Here is a 16287-nt window from a genome sequence, read left to right on the forward strand (position 1 = left end):
TTATGAACACATTAAAAGGAGGGTCATTTGAAGATGAAAGAGGAAAAATAATTTTTAATAACGAATTAGATCTTACTCTTGTTAAAAGAATGTATGTTGTTGAAAATAAAAATATTGATATTTGTAGAGCTTGGCAAGGACATAAAACTGAAAGTCGCTGGTTTGTTGCTGTGGAAGGTTCATTTGAAATAAAATTAGTGAAAATTGATGATTTTGAAAATCCTTCTGATGATCTGGAAGTTAAAAGTTTTGTAATTAACAGCAATTCTATGGATTCATTGCATGTACAAAATGGGTATGCATCATCAATACAGGCGTTAGAAACAAAATCAAAATTAGCTGTTTTTTCTGATTATAAATTAGGAACTATAAATGACAATTATAAATTTGATTCCCAAAAATGGAAACAGAAAATAAAATGAAAAAATTAAAAGTTGCAACAATATTAGGAACAAGACCTGAAATTATAAGATTAACGGAGTGTATAAAAAAATGTGATCAATATTTTGAGCATATTTTAATACATACAGGGCAGAATTATGATTATGAACTTAATGAAATATTTTTTGAAGATTTAGAACTTCGCAAACCTGATTATTTTCTTAATGTTGCAGGGAGTCACTTGGGTGAAACTATAGGAAATGTTATTTCGAAATCTTTCGAAATCCTTTTCAAGGAAAAACCCGACGCTTTATTAGTATTAGGTGATACAAATAGTGTGTTAAGTACAATAGCAGCAAAAAGGCTCAAAATTCCAATTTTCCACATGGAAGCAGGAAACAGATGTTTTGATCAAAATGTACCAGAAGAAATCAACAGAAAAATTTCTGATCATATTAGTGATATTAATCTTACTTATACCGAAAACAGCAGAAGATATTTATTAAGCGAAGGTTTTCGCAAAGATCATGTATTTGTGACAGGCTCGCCACTAAAAGAAGTTTTAGATAAATATCAGCACAAAATTAACGAAAGTGATGTTGTTGAAAGATTGAATCTAAAAGCCAATGACTACATTGTTGTAAGTGCACATCGTGAAGAAAATATAGATTTAGAAAATCATTTTGAAATTCTTGCCAAATCCATTAACGCTGTTGCAGAAAAATACAAAATGCCGATTATTTTTTCTACTCATCCTCGTACAAAAAACAGGATTGAGAAAAACAATATACAGTTTCATGCATTAGTACAAAATGTTGCGCCTTTAGGATTTTTTGATTATGTAAAGTTGCAAAATGAGTCATTTATTGTACTTTCAGACAGCGGTACAATTAGTGAAGAATCTGCAATGATGGGTTTTCCGGCAGTTAGTATAAGAACTAGTACGGAGAGGCCTGAAGCAATTGATGCAGGTACAATAGTTTTAGGAGGAATTTCAAAAGACCAAATGCTAAATGCTATTGAAGTATCAAAAGGTTTGTTCAATTCACAAATCACTTTGCCATTTGAATATGAAGTGAAGAATACTTCTGATCGTGTAATTAAGGCAATTCAGAGTTATTCTGCAATTGTTGATAAAGTAATTTGGGATAAGAGATGAAAAAAATATTAGTAATAGGAATAAAAGGAATGGCTGGACACGTCATCTACAACTATCTTCATAAAAATGAAAATTATGATGTTTTCGGTATAGCAAGGAATATTGGCGAAAATAAAAAAAAATTTTCTTTAGATGTATCCGATACAGTAAAACTTAAAAAAATTATAACAGATAATCAATTTGATTTCGTTATCAATTGTATTGGTATTCTTAATAAAGATGCAGAAGATCATCCTTCCAAAGCAATTTGGTTCAATAGTTATTTCCCACATTTTTTAGAAGAAATCACTAAAGAATCTGAAACGAAAGTTATACATATCAGCACAGATTGTGTATTTAACGGAAAAAAAGGTCAATATAGAGAAGACGATTTTAAAGACGGAGATGGTTTTTATGCTCAATCTAAGGCTCTGGGTGAAATTAGAAATAATAAAGATATTACCATAAGAACCTCAATTATAGGACCTGAACTTAATAAAAATGGAATCGGATTATTTGATTGGTTTATGAATCAGTCTGGTGAAGTTAATGGTTATACATCAGCATTTTGGAGTGGAGTTACAACATTTGAATTAGCTAAAGCAATTGAGTATGTAATTGAAAATCCTCTAAGCGGTTTAGTTCATCTTACAAATGGTACTGCAATTAATAAATATGATTTGATTACTATTTTTAAAGAGATTTGGAATAAAGATAATATTAAGATAAAACCATACACCGGAAAGGTTGTTGACAAATCTTTAGTAAAATCAGAAGTATTAAATTATAAAGTTCCTTCATATAAAAAAATGTTGGAGGAACAGAAAGAGTGGATGACCGAATATTCAAGCATATATAATTATTGATGAGAATATTAATTATAACCCAATATTTTTGGCCTGAAAATTTCAAGATAAATGATCTTTGTCTAGGTCTTAAAGAAAAAGGTCATTACGTTGAAGTGTTAACCGGGTTGCCTAACTATCCTAAAGGAAAGTTTTTTGAAGGATACTCTTTGTTCAAAAACAATGATGAAACTTGGGAGGGAATAACTATACATAGAAGTAAATTATTTCCAAGAGGAAGCGGTGGATTAAAACTGATGATTAATTACTTCTCATTTGCATTTTTTGCTATTTTAAAATCTAGAGTGATATCCAACAAATTTGATTGTATTTTAGTTTATGAGCCTTCTCCAATTACAGTTGGACTTCCTGCAATAGTTGCAGGTAAAAGATTAAAAATACCTTATTACTTTTGGGTGCAGGATCTATGGCCAGAAAGTCTTACAGCTGCCGGAGGAATTAAGAATCGTTTTGTACTGAAGTTTTTTGAAAGCATAACGAAATTAATTTATAAAAGAGCAGAAAAAGTATTGGTACAATCAAAAGGTTTTAAAAAATATATTATAAATCAAGAGATAGATCCAGATAAAATCATTTTTTATCCAAATTCTACGGAGAATTTTTATCAGCCAGTACCCCCTGAACAGCCTTTTCAGGATAAAATGCCTGATGGATTTTGTATAACATTTGCTGGTAACCTTGGAGAAGCTCAAAGTCTTTTTACGATTCTCAATGCAGCGATTATAGTTAAACAAAAAGCATATCATCAGATCAAATGGGTATTTTTGGGAGATGGGAGACAAAGAGAACAATTAGAAAAATACGTTGAAATAAACAATTTGAAAGATGAGGTTCACTTCTTAGGATCTTATCCTGGAACTGATATGCCAAAATTTTTTGCTTGCAGTGATGCTCTCATATCAACTTTGAAAAAAAATAAAATATTTTCCTTAACTATACCATCAAAAATACAGTCTTATCTAGCATGTGGAAGACCTATATTAGCTTCTTTAGATGGTGAAGGGGCGGATATAATAGAAAATGCACAAGCAGGATATTCTTCACCTGCAGAAGATGAGGTTCTTCTCGCGGAAAATGCAATAAAGCTTTTCAATGATTCGGAAGAAGATAGAATAAAAATGGGGGAAAATGGTTTAGCTTATTTTAATAGAGAATTTGAAAGAAATATGCTATTAGATAAATTAATCAATATTTTAACGCATAGATTATGAAAACAATTATCACAGGTTCATCGGGCTTCGTTGGCAAAAACCTAACCGCATATCTTAATAAACAAGACATTGAGGTACAAGATTTGTCGTTGCGAGCAACCGATTGGAAAAGCCATACCGATAAACATGCAACAGGCATCATTCATTTGGCGGGCAAAGCTCATGATACTGCAAATACCTCATCAGCAGAAGAGTATTTTAAAGTGAACCGCGATTTAACTATTGAGTTGTTTCAGGAGTTTTTAAAATCAGATATCAAAGACTTTTTCTTTTTTAGTTCGGTAAAAGCAACAGCTGATACGGTTTCGGGTGTTTTAAAAGAAGACCATTTAACGGACCCAAAAACACCTTACGGTCAATCAAAATTGCAAGCGGAAGAGTATCTTTTATCCAAGCCAATACCTGAAGGGAAAAGAGTTTTTATCATTCGTCCCTGTATGATTCACGGACCTGGCAATAAAGGGAATTTAAATCTTTTGTACAATGTGGTAAAAAAAGGAATTCCTTATCCATTGGCGGCGTTTGATAACCAGCGTTCTTTTTTGAGTATTGATAATCTGAATTTTCTGATTGCTTCAATGCTTGAAAATAAAGGTGTTGCATCAGGAGTTTATAATTTTGCTGACGACGAAATGCTTTCCACTACTGAATTGGTTCGAGTGATTTCAGTAGTTTCGGGCAAAGAGCCAAAGTTGCTGTCAATTCCAAAAGGAATTATAACTACTATCGCAAAAGTGGGAGATTTAATAAAGTTTCCGCTTAATTCTGAAAGCGTAAAAAAGTTGACAGAAAATTATTGTGTTTCTAATCAAAAAATTAAAAACGCACTAAAGATTGAAAAAATGCCAATTACTGCACAAAAAGGAATTGAAAAAACGATTAAAAGCTTTATAAAATAATGGATTATATTCTTTTAACGATTGTCTTATTTGCTTTAATTTTAATCTATTTTAAAGCAGCCGATAAATACAATATTATCGATAAACCCAACCATCGAAGCGCTCATACCGAAATAACGTTACGTGGCGGCGGTGTCATTTTTTGGTTTGCCTCTTTGCTCTATTTTGTTCCGCATTTTCAGGAAAACTATCTGTTTTTTATCGGGATCACTTTGGTCAGTCTGGTCAGTTTTTGGGATGATATCCAGAGCCTCCCCAATAGAATTCGCCTTTTTACACATTTTTTGGCGATCAGCTTGCTTTTTTACAGCTTGGGAATGTTTGCAATTTTTCCTTGGTGGGGCATTGCCATTACTTATATTATGGCTATCGGAATTATTAACGCTTATAATTTTATGGACGGCATCAACGGAATTACGGGTTTGTATACTTTGGCTGTTATGGGTTCATTATTGTATGTAAATGAATGCATAGCCCTTTTTACAGATTTTGATTTTATCGTTTATCCAATGATTGCCAGCGCTGTTTTTTTATTCTTCAATTATAGAAAAAAAGCCAAATGTTTTGCTGGTGATGTGGGCAGCATATCCATTGCTTTTTGGATTATTTACCTGCTTTTGCAATTGATTATTAAAACTGAATCACTCATTTGGCTACTATTTTTGGGGGTTTATGGTGTAGAAACTGTTACCACAATTATCCATCGAATTTACCTGCGCGAAAATATTTTTGAGGCACACCGCTGGCATTTTTATCAAGTTTTAAGCAACGGACTCAAAATGCAACACCGAATTGTGTCGTTGCTTTATGCCGTGTTGCAAATTCTGGTATCTTGCTTAGTCATTTATGGCTATTTACATCTTGATGCACTACTAACATTTGCAATTGTGCTAGTCCCACTGTTACTTTTATATTCAATGAAGTTTTATTTGCTAAAAAAAATAAATTATTAAATGGGAGCTAGTTTACTTACAGGAGCAGTTTACAGCGATGAACGAGGATCCGTTTCTTTTGTCAATGACTTTAAATTTAATGATATCAGCCGATTTTATATCATCGAAAATTCGGAAACGCATCCTGTACGTGCTTGGCAGGGGCACAAATTAGATTGCAAGAATTTTTATTGCATTGCTGGATCTTTTCAGGTTTCTTACGTAAGAGTTGATGATTGGGAAAATCCTTCCGCTTCTTTAAAAGTGGATCGAGTTGTTTTAACGGCTTCAAAAAGTGCAGTTCTCAGCATTCCTGCCGGATATGCCAATGCCATAAAAGCTTTAGAGCCCGGCTCGAGATTGATGTCTTTTTCGACATTGCCTTTGGATCAAGTAAAAGAAGATGATGTTCGATTTGATAAAAGCAAATGGAACTTTGATGAATAACGAGCGCATTCATTTGTCTTTGGCTCATATGAGCGGACAAGAAGCCAAATACATCGATCTGGCTTTTTCAGAAAACTGGATTACATCCGTGGGGCCCAATGTTGATGGATTTGAAAATGATATAAAAAAATATCTTGAAAGTGATTCTTTTCCAGTAGCTTTAAATTCGGGGACATCTGCACTTCACTTGGGACTGATTCTATTAGATATAAAAAAAGGCGATACTGTTATTTGCCAGAGCTTAACATTTGTGGCTTCAGCAAACCCCATACTTTATCAAGGCGCCACCCCCATTTTTATTGATAGCGAGCCAGAAACTTGGAATATGTGTCCAAAAGCTTTAGAGGAAGCTGTTTTAGATTTGATTCAAAAAGGCAAAAAGCCAAAAGCAATTGTGACTGTCCATCTTTATGGAATGCCTTGTAAAATAGACGAAATAAATGCCGTTGCTTTAAAATATGGAATTCCGGTTCTTGAAGACAGTGCGGAGGCACTTGGGAGCAAATATAAAAATCAAAAATGTGGCACCTTTGGAGCGCTTTCTGTAATTTCTTTCAACGGCAACAAGATCATCACCACATCAGGTGGCGGCGCCCTTGTAGCCAAATCTAAGGAAATCAAAGACAAAGCGGTTTTTCTTTCCACCCAGGCGCGCGATACTGCACCGCATTATCAACATAGCGAAGTGGGGTATAATTACCGCATGAGCAATATTTGCGCCGGTATTGGAAGAGGGCAGATGGAGGTCTTGGACGCCCATGTTGCCTTGAGAAGAGAAATGCATGCTTTTTATGCCCATTATTTTGAAAAGATAGAAGGGGTAACGATTTTGACAGAACCCAATGACGCCTATTTTTCCAACCATTGGCTGTCTGCCGTAACCGTCGATCCTTCTAAAACAGGAGGAAAAACCAGAGAAGGCCTGCGTCTTGCTTTGGAAGCTGCCAATATAGAAAGCCGTCCGCTGTGGAAACCCATGCACCTGCAGCCTGTTTTTGAGAACAGTCCTTACTATGGAGGCGCTGTTGCCGAGGGCTTATTTGAAAACGGCCTGTGCCTGCCTTCCGGCTCCAACCTCAGCACTGCTGACCGAGACCGTATTTCTGGGGTGCTGGATGCTTTTTTTTCAAGCCGCGCCTAACGGCCTTACTTTTTAAATTCCACCATTACTTCTACCAAAAGCAAATCCCTAATTCGCAAGCGTTAGGGATTTTTTTATGTCGATTTTAAGGAGCGACCGGTGCTTTTCCGCCCCGACGCTTCGCAGGGCCTCTGCCGGCGGCTGTTGCCTGCAAAAAAAATCGTATGCCGCCCCGCCGCCCCGTACTGTGCTTTTGCGGCCTGCTTACTTTAGGCCAGCAGTTGCGGTTTTGCCAAAATCATCCACTTTTCCACTTGCTACCCATTCCTAAAACCGGCTGCAAGGCGCCCACATCCCAGCTGCTATTCTAAAGGATGCGTTTTTTTCAGCTCGCTGCAAAAAAAAGCAGGCGACATTCCATACCGCTCCTTGAATGCTTTTGTAAAACTCTGGGTCGATCCAAATCCGGCGGCCTGGCCGAGGCCTTCGTGTGTGTATTTCCTGAATTTTTTATCGGAGTGCAGCATTTCCACGATGTAGTCCAGTTTCAGGGCGTAAATATATTCAATCGATTTTTTACCCCTGTATTTCAAGATAATCATCGCTACATATTTGCTGTTGGCCTTGAAAATTTTTGACATGCCCCCGAGGTTCATGCCTTTTTCTAAAAATTTTTTTGTTTCCTCGAATTTTCTGAGGTGCTCCAGCACCGCCTGCACCATTTCATCACTGATTTCATGACCCTGTTCTTCCTGGTGCCTGATCACAGCGGGAGCCATCGCTGCCTCCGCGCGCTTTTCTATCATTTCCTTAAATTTTTGCCTGTATTTTTGTTGTACCCTATAGTGCCTGGCCGCCAAATAAAGTGCGAGCAGCAGCAACAAGCCAATTGCGGCACACTGCACCTCATATCTCAATGCCATAGCGCGCCTGACCTCTTCCGTACCTGCCAGGAGCATCGGGGTATCGTACTGCTTGAATATTTTTCCGGAAAGGTAGCGGTACTCGTGATTCAGAACGCTGTCTACCTGCAGCAGCCTTTCCATGGCTGCAAGATAGCGCTGCGGCTCTCCTTTTTCTTTATAATAGCCGATTAACTTTTCATGTGCCATCCTCAGGTCTGGCCGGGTATACCCGTGCTTTGAAAAGGCATCATCGACCTTGCGAAAATACGCCATGCTTTCTTCTGTTTTTCCCTCCTTAAATTTGCCCATTCCGAGGTAAAAGCAGGCGACCGTCTCGTTTGCGAAATCCTTATTTTCCTGCAAAAAAGGTAGTGCAGCCGCCATTTTTTTTTCTGACGCACTGTAGTCGCCCCTGTCGAAAGCATTGATTCCTTCAGAGAGCGTAAAATAGGGCGCCATCTCGTCAATTTCAAATTCCATTCCCAGCTGGAGACCCAGCCGATTCATCTCCGACGAGCGTGCACTATTTCCGACTCGCGCATAGCATAAGCCAATGGAATGCATTGAATTAAGGTACGCCCGATCGTTTTCGTTCTCAAAGTATTTCATGCACTGTTCCAGCAGGGCAATGGCCTCCTCATACAATCCGAGGTAGTATTTGACCTGCGCCAGCGCATATTTTAATTTGTGCACTGCATACGCATCTCCCGACCTTGCGATGTATCGGTCTGCAAGAAGGTAATTGTCCAGCGCCTTCTGATGCTGCTTCTTTTCATAATGGACTATGCCCTTTTTCATATAGGCATTCCCAATAAGCCTTTCATCGCCCGAACGGCGGGAAGCCTCCAAGAGACTGTCCGCATAAAAGGGAAGCTTCTGCCTGCTGTCCTGCGTCATAACCATGCTATAGGCTGCGGCCACTTGATTCCAATTGTTTTCCTGCCGTGCTTTTGCCAGCCATGCCTTTCGATAGGCCTGCAAAATAACAGTGTCGCCTTTGGCAGACCTGACCGCTGCTGCAAAGTATGCATAGTTTTTGCCATCCAAGCTGTCTTGTGTTTTTTTCTGGGCAACCTGTGCAAAAGAGCCCATTCCTGCCATCAACAGCAGCGCTAGTACTATTTTTTTCATGTTTTTTCTATCTGGAGGATCCGCTGCCTTCGACTCTTTCGTGAACCACAGCTATCGTTGTCGCTAAAGTATCTAAAAGTATCAAAAAATCAAAAAGATGCGTTGTAAATATCGGCCCCAGCGTGCCACCGCTGCCTGCTTACCCCTAAAAAATCAGCCCCATTTTGTACTTATCAATTCGCGAATCCATACTATTGAATTCGGGAATTGATAAGCCTACCATTTGCGCCGTCTTAGGCTGTCTTTTAGCTTTGCCCATGAATTCAAACCCGAAAAGCTGTCTGTGCAGCCTTTCGCCACTGTTCCTCATCCCGGGAGAATGAACTGATTTTAATCTGTAATTCTTAAAAATGAACTCATGAAAAATTTCTATTGCTGCCTAGCACTGCTGGGCGTGCTGCTTTCCTGCACCACCGATGAAACCTTTGTCGCTACCACTGCCCAGCCCGTGCCTGATGTGTGGGGTTTTAATTCGTACCGTACCCGCACTACTGATACCCTTCCGGCGAACGAAGCGAATCCTTATGACCTTGCCGGCGCGCTGCACCTGAGGCTGCTGTCTGATTATGCGGCCACTTGGGAAAAACCCAGCGACCTTGCGGCGCTGCAGCTTCTTATTGCTGCTATTGCCAACGACCATCCAGACTACCAATCGGTTGCGCCGGCCGTTCCTGTGCCGATTTCGAGCCTCTGGCTGTCTGAACTAGCAGCGGGGGAGTATCTTTTTCTTTCGGATGTCCTGATGGCGCCCACGATGAGCCCCCTTGGAAAAACACAGCTGGACCATTTCGCCCATGCGCTGCTGGAACAGTATGAAGCTGAAGCCGCCTATCCTGTACTGCACACCTCTATCGTGCTTTATGAATCGGAGGTACTCCGGGACAGCACTCTGACTGCTGCAGATAAGCGCATCCTGCTCACGACCAGCTCCATTGCCCGATTCTCTGCGTATGCGGCCCGCAAGCGTCCCAAAAAGAATACCGATCCCGACTGGGATCTTCTGATTGCCAACCTAGCGGGCGCAGGAGAAGGGGCTTCTCATGATACCGGCACCGCAGCCGTGATGGCCCTTGCCGCTGGCATCGCTGCCAACGAAGGCATTCTTGAATAGCGCCAGGGGACTGGGCAATGGTGCAAGACGTGCCCGCTTACGGTTCCTGCGGCTGTAACGGAATTATTTTAAGCCTGCTAAAAAGCAAGGCCGCCCTATCTGGGCGGCCTTTTTAATTTTCGTCTGCTGCGTCCATGCGCCTGATGAGGGTTTCCCTGAGCGCATTTATAAACTTTGTCCTGTCGGATTTCCGTTCCCGGATTTCCAAAAATGTCTTGTGGAACTGGCCGAGTTCTATTCCGAAAGCACCCGAAAAATGGGCCGCTACGGCGGCAAGTTCTGAATTTCCCCCGTTAAAAATTTGCTGTGCATGCAGTGCATAGACCAATTCTACCAGTGCTACCTTGGAACCCGTCCATTTTAAAGGCTTCCCCTCATTTTCTACTCTCAGTGCCGGATGGTCGCTCTGGTGTTTCCGCATTTCATTTTCCAAGAATGCCTGTAGCCGTTCGCTTGCCATCATTTTAGCCAGCGTATAATCGTGGGATGTGGCGAACCGCCTGTCCGCTTGAAAAAAACAGCTGTCCATTATGATTCCCTGGCGCCCCTTGTCCCTCAGGAAATAAAGTTCGTCAAGATAGGTGCTCCCCTTGCGCCAATAGGTGCAGAAATCTCTATTTGACTGAAAAAAGACCTTGAGTTTATCCAGTTCCGCGGCATAGTACCTTCGGAGTGCCTTTTGCGAACCGAATGGGCGGGCGGCCTCCAGGTTATGCACCTCATTGTAATAGATCAGCCGGCTTGCCAGCCTCGGCTTGAGCTGCTTGAAAAATTCAATTTCGCGGGTGGGGTCTTTAAATTTATAGCCCACTGCAAATTCCTTCAGCCTGTCTAGGGCCGGCATCAGTATGCCCATTGCCTTGCCGGAATGCTCGAGCGCCGAGGCTTCTTCAAGATGGATCATTTTAAGCTGGGCATCCGTTTCTTCTAGGAGCTGTGTTGCAAAGGTTTTCATAGTACGTCGCTTTACGATTTCGGGTTTTTGCCTGAACCCTTGTTGCAAATCTAAACGGGCAGGTCTTTTCCTGCAACTCTTATATTGATGAATTCCCGAATTGAATAGTAAAATTCCTGAATTGAATAGTATCTTGTCCTGGAAATAGCTTTACAACAAGCTACTTTTAAATGACAAAAAAAGTTAAACAAAAATCAGTTTCCAGTCCTCTTCGTATAGATTCCTACAAGCCCGTTAAGAATCACAGGTGATCAAAATACTTGGTGAAATAGATCAGGGATTGCTCAACAAGTTCTGGGGCATGCCAAAAGTATGGACTCAAGAGTACTACTTTGCGTCTTTGGATCACATAGCTATCCGTTCGTACATTAGAAGGAAAAATATCCAATACCTTTTATACTGAAATGGATGAAAATAGACAGAACAGCCCGCTACAGCACTGGATCCATGAACTTTCTCGATCTTTGGACTATGCCACGCTAAAAATTACAGGTTTTGAAACGATGATCAAAGTGGCGGAAGAAGACGTGAAAATCAAAATTGTAAAAAGCCTGGTACCAATAATAAATAAATTATCAATACGTTCTTTACGGAAACCCTAAACATAGGAAAATATTGAAAAATAATTTATGGTGTAGATTGTAATTCGCTACAGTAACTTCGTCAAAAAAAAGAGGCGCAAGAGCCTTTTGAAATTCTTCTTGCTCCTGTATCGTAAACCCCATAGGGATGGATGTAGTGGTTCCGTTCAACACGAGTTTCATTGTTGGCTTTGCAAGCCCAACGAACTCTAGCTGTTGGGCGTAGGTCTTGTTACTTCCATTTGTTTACGTGTTCTACTTTGTCATCAAACTGTGCTGCTAATGATTTCACTCTTGACTTCAAAAGTATTTTTCTGCCGTCAAGTGTCCTTGTAAAAATCAAGTCGCAAGAACCAACAAGCCTTTCCCATTGGTTTTTGAAATATTCCGCTAAGTTCTTGTTTCGTCCGAGTATTTCAGGAACAGAATGATAGTCTTTTTGCTTTACGAATAGTATCAACTTATTCTTTCTTATAATTACATATCTGGGATTGTCAATTGGTGCAATTACTTCTTGAAGTGCATTTATAAAAGTTGATTTGTCGAAAGTCGTCCCACCTTCTAAATGACAGAAAACCGCACCCCAATTGTCAACCGAAGTTTCCACTTTTAATTTTGAATAGTCTGTTTTTATTGCTCCTGCCTTAATCAACGAGTTTAAAAGTGCGTCCCCAATTTGTTGAATGTCCTTTGAAATGTCGCGGTATTTGAAATATAATCTTAATGTCTTAAAAGTCAGCCTACCAAAAATGACCATTCCTATAGCTCCGAAAATTGCAAGGAAAACATATAAGTCTTGAGTAGTTTTAATATTTCTTGTCGCTCTACCAAGACCTTGTAAACTTTCTAGACCAAAACCAACTAATCCCGAACCTAAAGTCGCTAAAAGGTTGCGAATAGTCTTGTTTAAATACATTGACTTAACCGCTTTGTATTCCTTTTCTTCAGGGAATGGGATTTTGATTTCTTCTACAAGCGTAACGCCTGTTTCAAGTGCCGTTTTCCATCTTTGTTTCAAACTTTCTCTGTCGCCTGCATAAGAAAACATTTCAACATTCTTTTTCTCCGCTTCTTCTTTATGATGTATGTTTTCTGATAAGTTTAAACGCTCAATTCCATTTTCAATTCCGGGTTCTTCTTTGAATGAAACACCTACGAAACTCCTAAAACGTCTTTTAAGTAAGTCAAAATCGTCTCCCCCCGACGGTGAAGTTGGGTCAATACAGACCAAATGCCAAATGTTTCCTGTCTTGTTGCCATTTCCGTTTTGTATTCTAATAGCTCTACCACGCATTTGATTGGAAAGTACAAAAGAACCTACAAAACTTGCCAAGATTAAAGAATTGATTGCTGGAGCGTCCCAACCTTCTCCAAGTAAAGATTTTGTTCCTATTAAAATTTCTATTTCTCCCCGCTGAAAAATTTGTGTTGCAATGTGAACTATATCGTGTTTGAGTTGCTCAGTTTGGCTGATTAAAATGTAATCATTGTCAAAAGGAACGGGACTTGAATTGATTTGAGTTATACCATATTTTACTGCTTTTGCTTTAAATGCTGCATAAGCACTTATAGGAAGAATAATCATTGAACCTGTAAGAACTGCAATTCTTTTATTGTCCTTGTTTTCTCTTCTTAATTTTTCAAAAATTGGAATGATGCCAATTTTATTCAGTTCGAGATTATTTTCAGATGCGTTGATGTAAAATTCTTTGCGGATAAAGTCGGAAAGAATTACCAACCGTAAGTCTTTGCCTAATTGTTTGTATTCAAAATCTACAATCTCTTTGATGCCATTAATTTTGCTGATACTTGAAGTTAAAAACCCTGTTACTCGTTTATTGTGCGAAAAGTTGATTTGTCGTCTTTCAATTGCTCCGTATCTTCTTAGTCTATTTTCAAGTGTTTTTTGATGTTCTTCAAATGCTTTAAAATTTTCCTTTTCTCTGTAGAGATAAAAATCTAAAAGTGTTTCAATCCATTCGTAATCGAGTTTGGGGATTTCAAACTTCTTATCTCCAATAACTTCAAGATGTGTTTCGGGAATTACTTTATCGTTAGCTTTTAGAAAAATCAAACAAGCTGAATAATAAGAGAGGTTGCTATAAATCCAATCTAACTGTTCTGTCGGGTTTTGCCAAATGGGATGTTGTTCTATTGCCTGAATGATTGTTTCATCCTTTTTAATTTCTTGAAAAAGCTTTTCAATATTTTGCCTGAAATCAACAATGCTCTGATTTTCTTTCTCTGTCGGGCGTGTGAAATAAACGTAATCTTGGTGAGGGCATAAATCACCTTCAATTACCAATTCAGGAACTGAAATTTCTGTATCAACAGGTCCGTTTAAGTCAATATATCGTTGCCATTCTGTGGCTGTAACATCATAAGGCGGTGTGGCTGTCAAGCCCACAATAATCGGATCTAATTTTTCTTTAACTTTTGTTAGCGTTTGCCACCATTCATTTTTTAAATGGTGTGCTTCGTCAACCACAATGGTCTTTATTTGTTGTGCTTTTAATCCGCTTACAATGTTGTCAAGATTGGGATTTGTGGCTCTGCCATTTCCGTTTGTTTCTGGTGTTTCTTCTTCTTCTTCGATGTCAATTACTTCGTCGTCAATTCTCCAATTGTTACAAGCAGCGTGAAGACCTTGATAAGTTACAACGGTCATAAATTTTGGATTGCGAATGTCTCTCGAAATCCAATCAGGTGTCAAGTTGGTTTGAAGGAACAGTTCGCAAAAACGTTGTATCCATTGGTTACGAATTGCAATTGTCGGTGCAAGAATTAAAGTCGGTTTGTTAAGTCGAACAGCAACTTCAAGTCCCAAAACTGTCTTACCCGAACCTGGGGGAGCAATTACGTGTAAATGTCCGTCAGTTAAGTGGTCTTGTAAGTCGTCAAGCACTCGCTGTTGGTATTTTCTCCAACCGTATTTAAATTTTATCTCTTTAGGATATCCTGTCAATGTATCGGTGTCTTTTTAAACTCACGCCCAACTAGTGTGATATGTCTGCCAAAATTAGAGATATACACGTAATTTTGGTTGTATGCCCACTACTGGGTAGCGATATTTTACCACAATAATAAACAAATTATTAATAGGTCTTTTATTGAAATCCGTAAACGTAGGAAAATAGTGAAAATAATTTAAGGTGGAGGTTGTAATTCGCTACAGTAACTTCTTCAAAAAAAGAGGCACAATAGCTTGTTGAAGTTTTTACAACTCATTTATCGTAAACCCCATAAGGGAGGGATGTAGCGCGGTTCCGTTCCACAAGAGTTTCATTGTTCGTGCTACGCACGTAGGTTCTCAGTTGTTGGCAGTAGTCGCTTTATATAATGCTACTTAAATACTCTTCAGCTGTCATAATTGGAATTGTAGCGTGCTTAAAGTCTTTTCCGTTTCTGGTTATAATCATTGAGCAGTTCGATTGTAAAGCAGTAAAATATTGAACAGCATCTTCAAAATCTTTGAAATTCGAATTCAACGCTTTGTCAATTGTTTCCCCATTAACCTCACAAACCTCACAGATTATTTTAAACTTTCGCAGTTTATTCAGAACAGATTCGGAACTTTCATATTTATTCAAAACATAATCTACTGTCGTGAATGAAAGAGGTGAGACAATTATAGCAAGTTTTTTTTGATCTGCCAAAGTAGCAACTTTAGCAATATAATCAAAAAAAGGAACTCTTTCTCCCAACAAATCTAATATAACGTTAGTATCTAAAAAAATTCTGTTCATTTGTATTTTTGTTCTAAGTAATCAGCACGATCTTTTTTATAATCATAATCAGCTGGAATTTTAATTCCTGAAGAAAGACTTTTTACAAACGGCGAAATTTGTATGTCATTATTTGTTTTATCTGAAGTCAAAGAATTAAGATAGTTTTCTATAATTCGAGATAAGCTTAATTTTTTTTCAGACGCATACTGTTTCGCTTTTTCAATTATCTCTTGGTCAAGCTTTAATGTGAGTTTAGTATTCATAACGTAAAATATTTATACGTACAAATATATAAATTTAGGACGTAATACGCGTGAATTTCGATTTTTTTTTGCGATTACTGCCCACCGCTCGGCGAAGCCTATCGGTCCTGGGGAAAAATTGTCGCGAAGGGTGATTTTTCCCAACTTATAAATATACGAAACAAACTTTCGCCAATCTACCCAAATATAGCGGTATATACGAAACTTTACCGCGGATTATTTCAACGAATATAACTAAAAAATCTATTCCAAATCATTTGTTTTTCTTACATTTTAATTATAAAAAAAAACGCATCCATCAAGGTTGCGTTTTTAGAAATGATGTAGGTTACAAGCAATAGGCTCGAGAAGTGGGGTTTAGTTGCCTCTGTAAGTAGAGTATCCGTATGCCGAAAGTGTGATCGGAACGTGATAGTGATTTGCGTCTTTTATTTGAAATACCACTTCAATAAAAGGGTAAAAACTATCGGTGTTGTTTTTTTTAAAATACTCGCTGGTATAATAAGTCAGCTTGTAAATGCCTAGGTTGGGTTTTTCTGAAGGTAGAAAATCTGTAATTCGGCCGTTATCGTCTGTGATTTTTTCATCCACAAAGGACCAGGTTTTTTTCTGCTCATTGTACTTTTCTAATTTGATGCTCACGCCAGCAGCAGGCATT

The 16287-nt window shown here is 38.6% G+C and carries 16 protein-coding genes; 10 read left to right on the forward strand and 6 right to left on the reverse strand.

Features of this window, described 5'->3' with window-relative positions; genetic code table 11:
- Positions 1 to 2: 2 nt before the first annotated feature.
- The 8 genes from EG849_RS14480 to EG849_RS14515 are packed head-to-tail and all read left to right on the forward strand — an operon-like array spanning position 3 to position 7015.
- The gene (locus EG849_RS14480) at positions 3 to 422 is read left to right on the forward strand and encodes a WxcM-like domain-containing protein (protein WP_125013993.1); all 420 of its coding nucleotides are present in this window, start codon (positions 3 to 5) and stop codon (positions 420 to 422) included.
- Complete coding sequence (gene wecB / locus EG849_RS14485) at positions 401 to 1540, forward strand: non-hydrolyzing UDP-N-acetylglucosamine 2-epimerase (RefSeq protein WP_317125216.1); 1140 nt, start codon at positions 401 to 403, stop codon at positions 1538 to 1540. Before EG849_RS14480 ends, wecB begins: the two co-directional genes overlap by 22 nt.
- Complete coding sequence (locus EG849_RS14490; protein ID WP_125013995.1) at positions 1537 to 2385, forward strand: dTDP-4-dehydrorhamnose reductase family protein; 849 nt, start codon at positions 1537 to 1539, stop codon at positions 2383 to 2385. Before wecB ends, EG849_RS14490 begins: the two co-directional genes overlap by 4 nt.
- Entirely contained in the window at positions 2385 to 3596 is a 1212-nt protein-coding gene (locus EG849_RS14495) for a glycosyltransferase family 4 protein (protein ID WP_125013997.1), read from the forward strand. The genes EG849_RS14490 and EG849_RS14495 overlap by 1 nt, the downstream gene beginning before the upstream one ends.
- Positions 3593 to 4495, forward strand: a complete 903-nt coding sequence (locus tag EG849_RS14500) for an NAD-dependent epimerase/dehydratase family protein (RefSeq protein WP_199732350.1) — start codon at positions 3593 to 3595, stop codon at positions 4493 to 4495. Before EG849_RS14495 ends, EG849_RS14500 begins: the two co-directional genes overlap by 4 nt.
- Positions 4495 to 5448 (forward strand): MraY family glycosyltransferase, encoded by a 954-nt coding sequence (locus EG849_RS14505; RefSeq protein ID WP_125014001.1) that lies wholly within the window; start codon positions 4495 to 4497, stop codon positions 5446 to 5448. The genes EG849_RS14500 and EG849_RS14505 overlap by 1 nt, the downstream gene beginning before the upstream one ends.
- Positions 5449 to 5874, forward strand: a complete 426-nt coding sequence (locus EG849_RS14510; protein ID WP_125014003.1) for a hypothetical protein — start codon at positions 5449 to 5451, stop codon at positions 5872 to 5874.
- A complete protein-coding gene (locus EG849_RS14515) occupies positions 5867 to 7015 on the forward strand; it encodes a DegT/DnrJ/EryC1/StrS family aminotransferase (RefSeq protein ID WP_125014028.1) in 1149 nt (382 codons plus the stop codon). The genes EG849_RS14510 and EG849_RS14515 overlap by 8 nt, the downstream gene beginning before the upstream one ends.
- Before the next feature lie 302 nt (positions 7016 to 7317).
- Here the strand turns inward: EG849_RS14515 and EG849_RS14520 are convergent, their stop codons facing one another.
- Entirely contained in the window at positions 7318 to 8991 is a 1674-nt protein-coding gene (locus EG849_RS14520) for a tetratricopeptide repeat protein (RefSeq protein ID WP_125014006.1), read from the reverse strand.
- Between the two features lie 358 nt (positions 8992 to 9349).
- Between EG849_RS14520 and EG849_RS14525 the strand changes: the two genes are divergently transcribed.
- Positions 9350 to 10102, forward strand: a complete 753-nt coding sequence (locus tag EG849_RS14525) for a hypothetical protein (protein ID WP_125014008.1) — start codon at positions 9350 to 9352, stop codon at positions 10100 to 10102.
- A gap of 112 nt (positions 10103 to 10214) precedes the next feature.
- Here EG849_RS14525 and EG849_RS14530 read toward each other — a convergent pair whose 3' ends face one another.
- The gene (locus tag EG849_RS14530; RefSeq protein ID WP_125014010.1) at positions 10215 to 11057 is read right to left on the reverse strand and encodes an RteC domain-containing protein; all 843 of its coding nucleotides are present in this window, start codon (positions 11055 to 11057) and stop codon (positions 10215 to 10217) included.
- 404 nt (positions 11058 to 11461) lie between these two features.
- On the opposite strand from EG849_RS14530, the gene EG849_RS14535 reads away from it, so the two are divergent.
- The gene (locus EG849_RS14535) at positions 11462 to 11659 is read left to right on the forward strand and encodes a hypothetical protein (RefSeq protein ID WP_125014012.1); all 198 of its coding nucleotides are present in this window, start codon (positions 11462 to 11464) and stop codon (positions 11657 to 11659) included.
- A 211-nt stretch (positions 11660 to 11870) separates the two neighbouring features.
- On the opposite strand, the gene EG849_RS14540 is transcribed toward EG849_RS14535, so the two are convergent.
- The 4 genes from EG849_RS14540 to uraH form a co-directional block, all read right to left on the reverse strand.
- Positions 11871 to 14603, reverse strand: a complete 2733-nt coding sequence (locus EG849_RS14540; protein WP_125014014.1) for a DEAD/DEAH box helicase family protein — start codon at positions 14601 to 14603, stop codon at positions 11871 to 11873.
- A gap of 367 nt (positions 14604 to 14970) precedes the next feature.
- Positions 14971 to 15384, reverse strand: a complete 414-nt coding sequence (locus tag EG849_RS14545) for a type II toxin-antitoxin system VapC family toxin (protein WP_125014016.1) — start codon at positions 15382 to 15384, stop codon at positions 14971 to 14973.
- Positions 15381 to 15629 (reverse strand): DUF6364 family protein, encoded by a 249-nt coding sequence (locus tag EG849_RS14550; RefSeq protein WP_125014018.1) that lies wholly within the window; start codon positions 15627 to 15629, stop codon positions 15381 to 15383. Before EG849_RS14550 ends, EG849_RS14545 begins: the two co-directional genes overlap by 4 nt.
- 357 nt (positions 15630 to 15986) lie before the next feature.
- Positions 15987 to 16287: hydroxyisourate hydrolase (gene uraH, locus EG849_RS14555; RefSeq protein ID WP_125014020.1), on the reverse strand; the 301-nt coding region annotated here is incomplete at its 5' end.

The organism is Flavobacterium macacae, assembly GCF_003865365.1.
GTDB lineage: Bacteria > Bacteroidota > Bacteroidia > Flavobacteriales > Flavobacteriaceae > Flavobacterium > Flavobacterium macacae.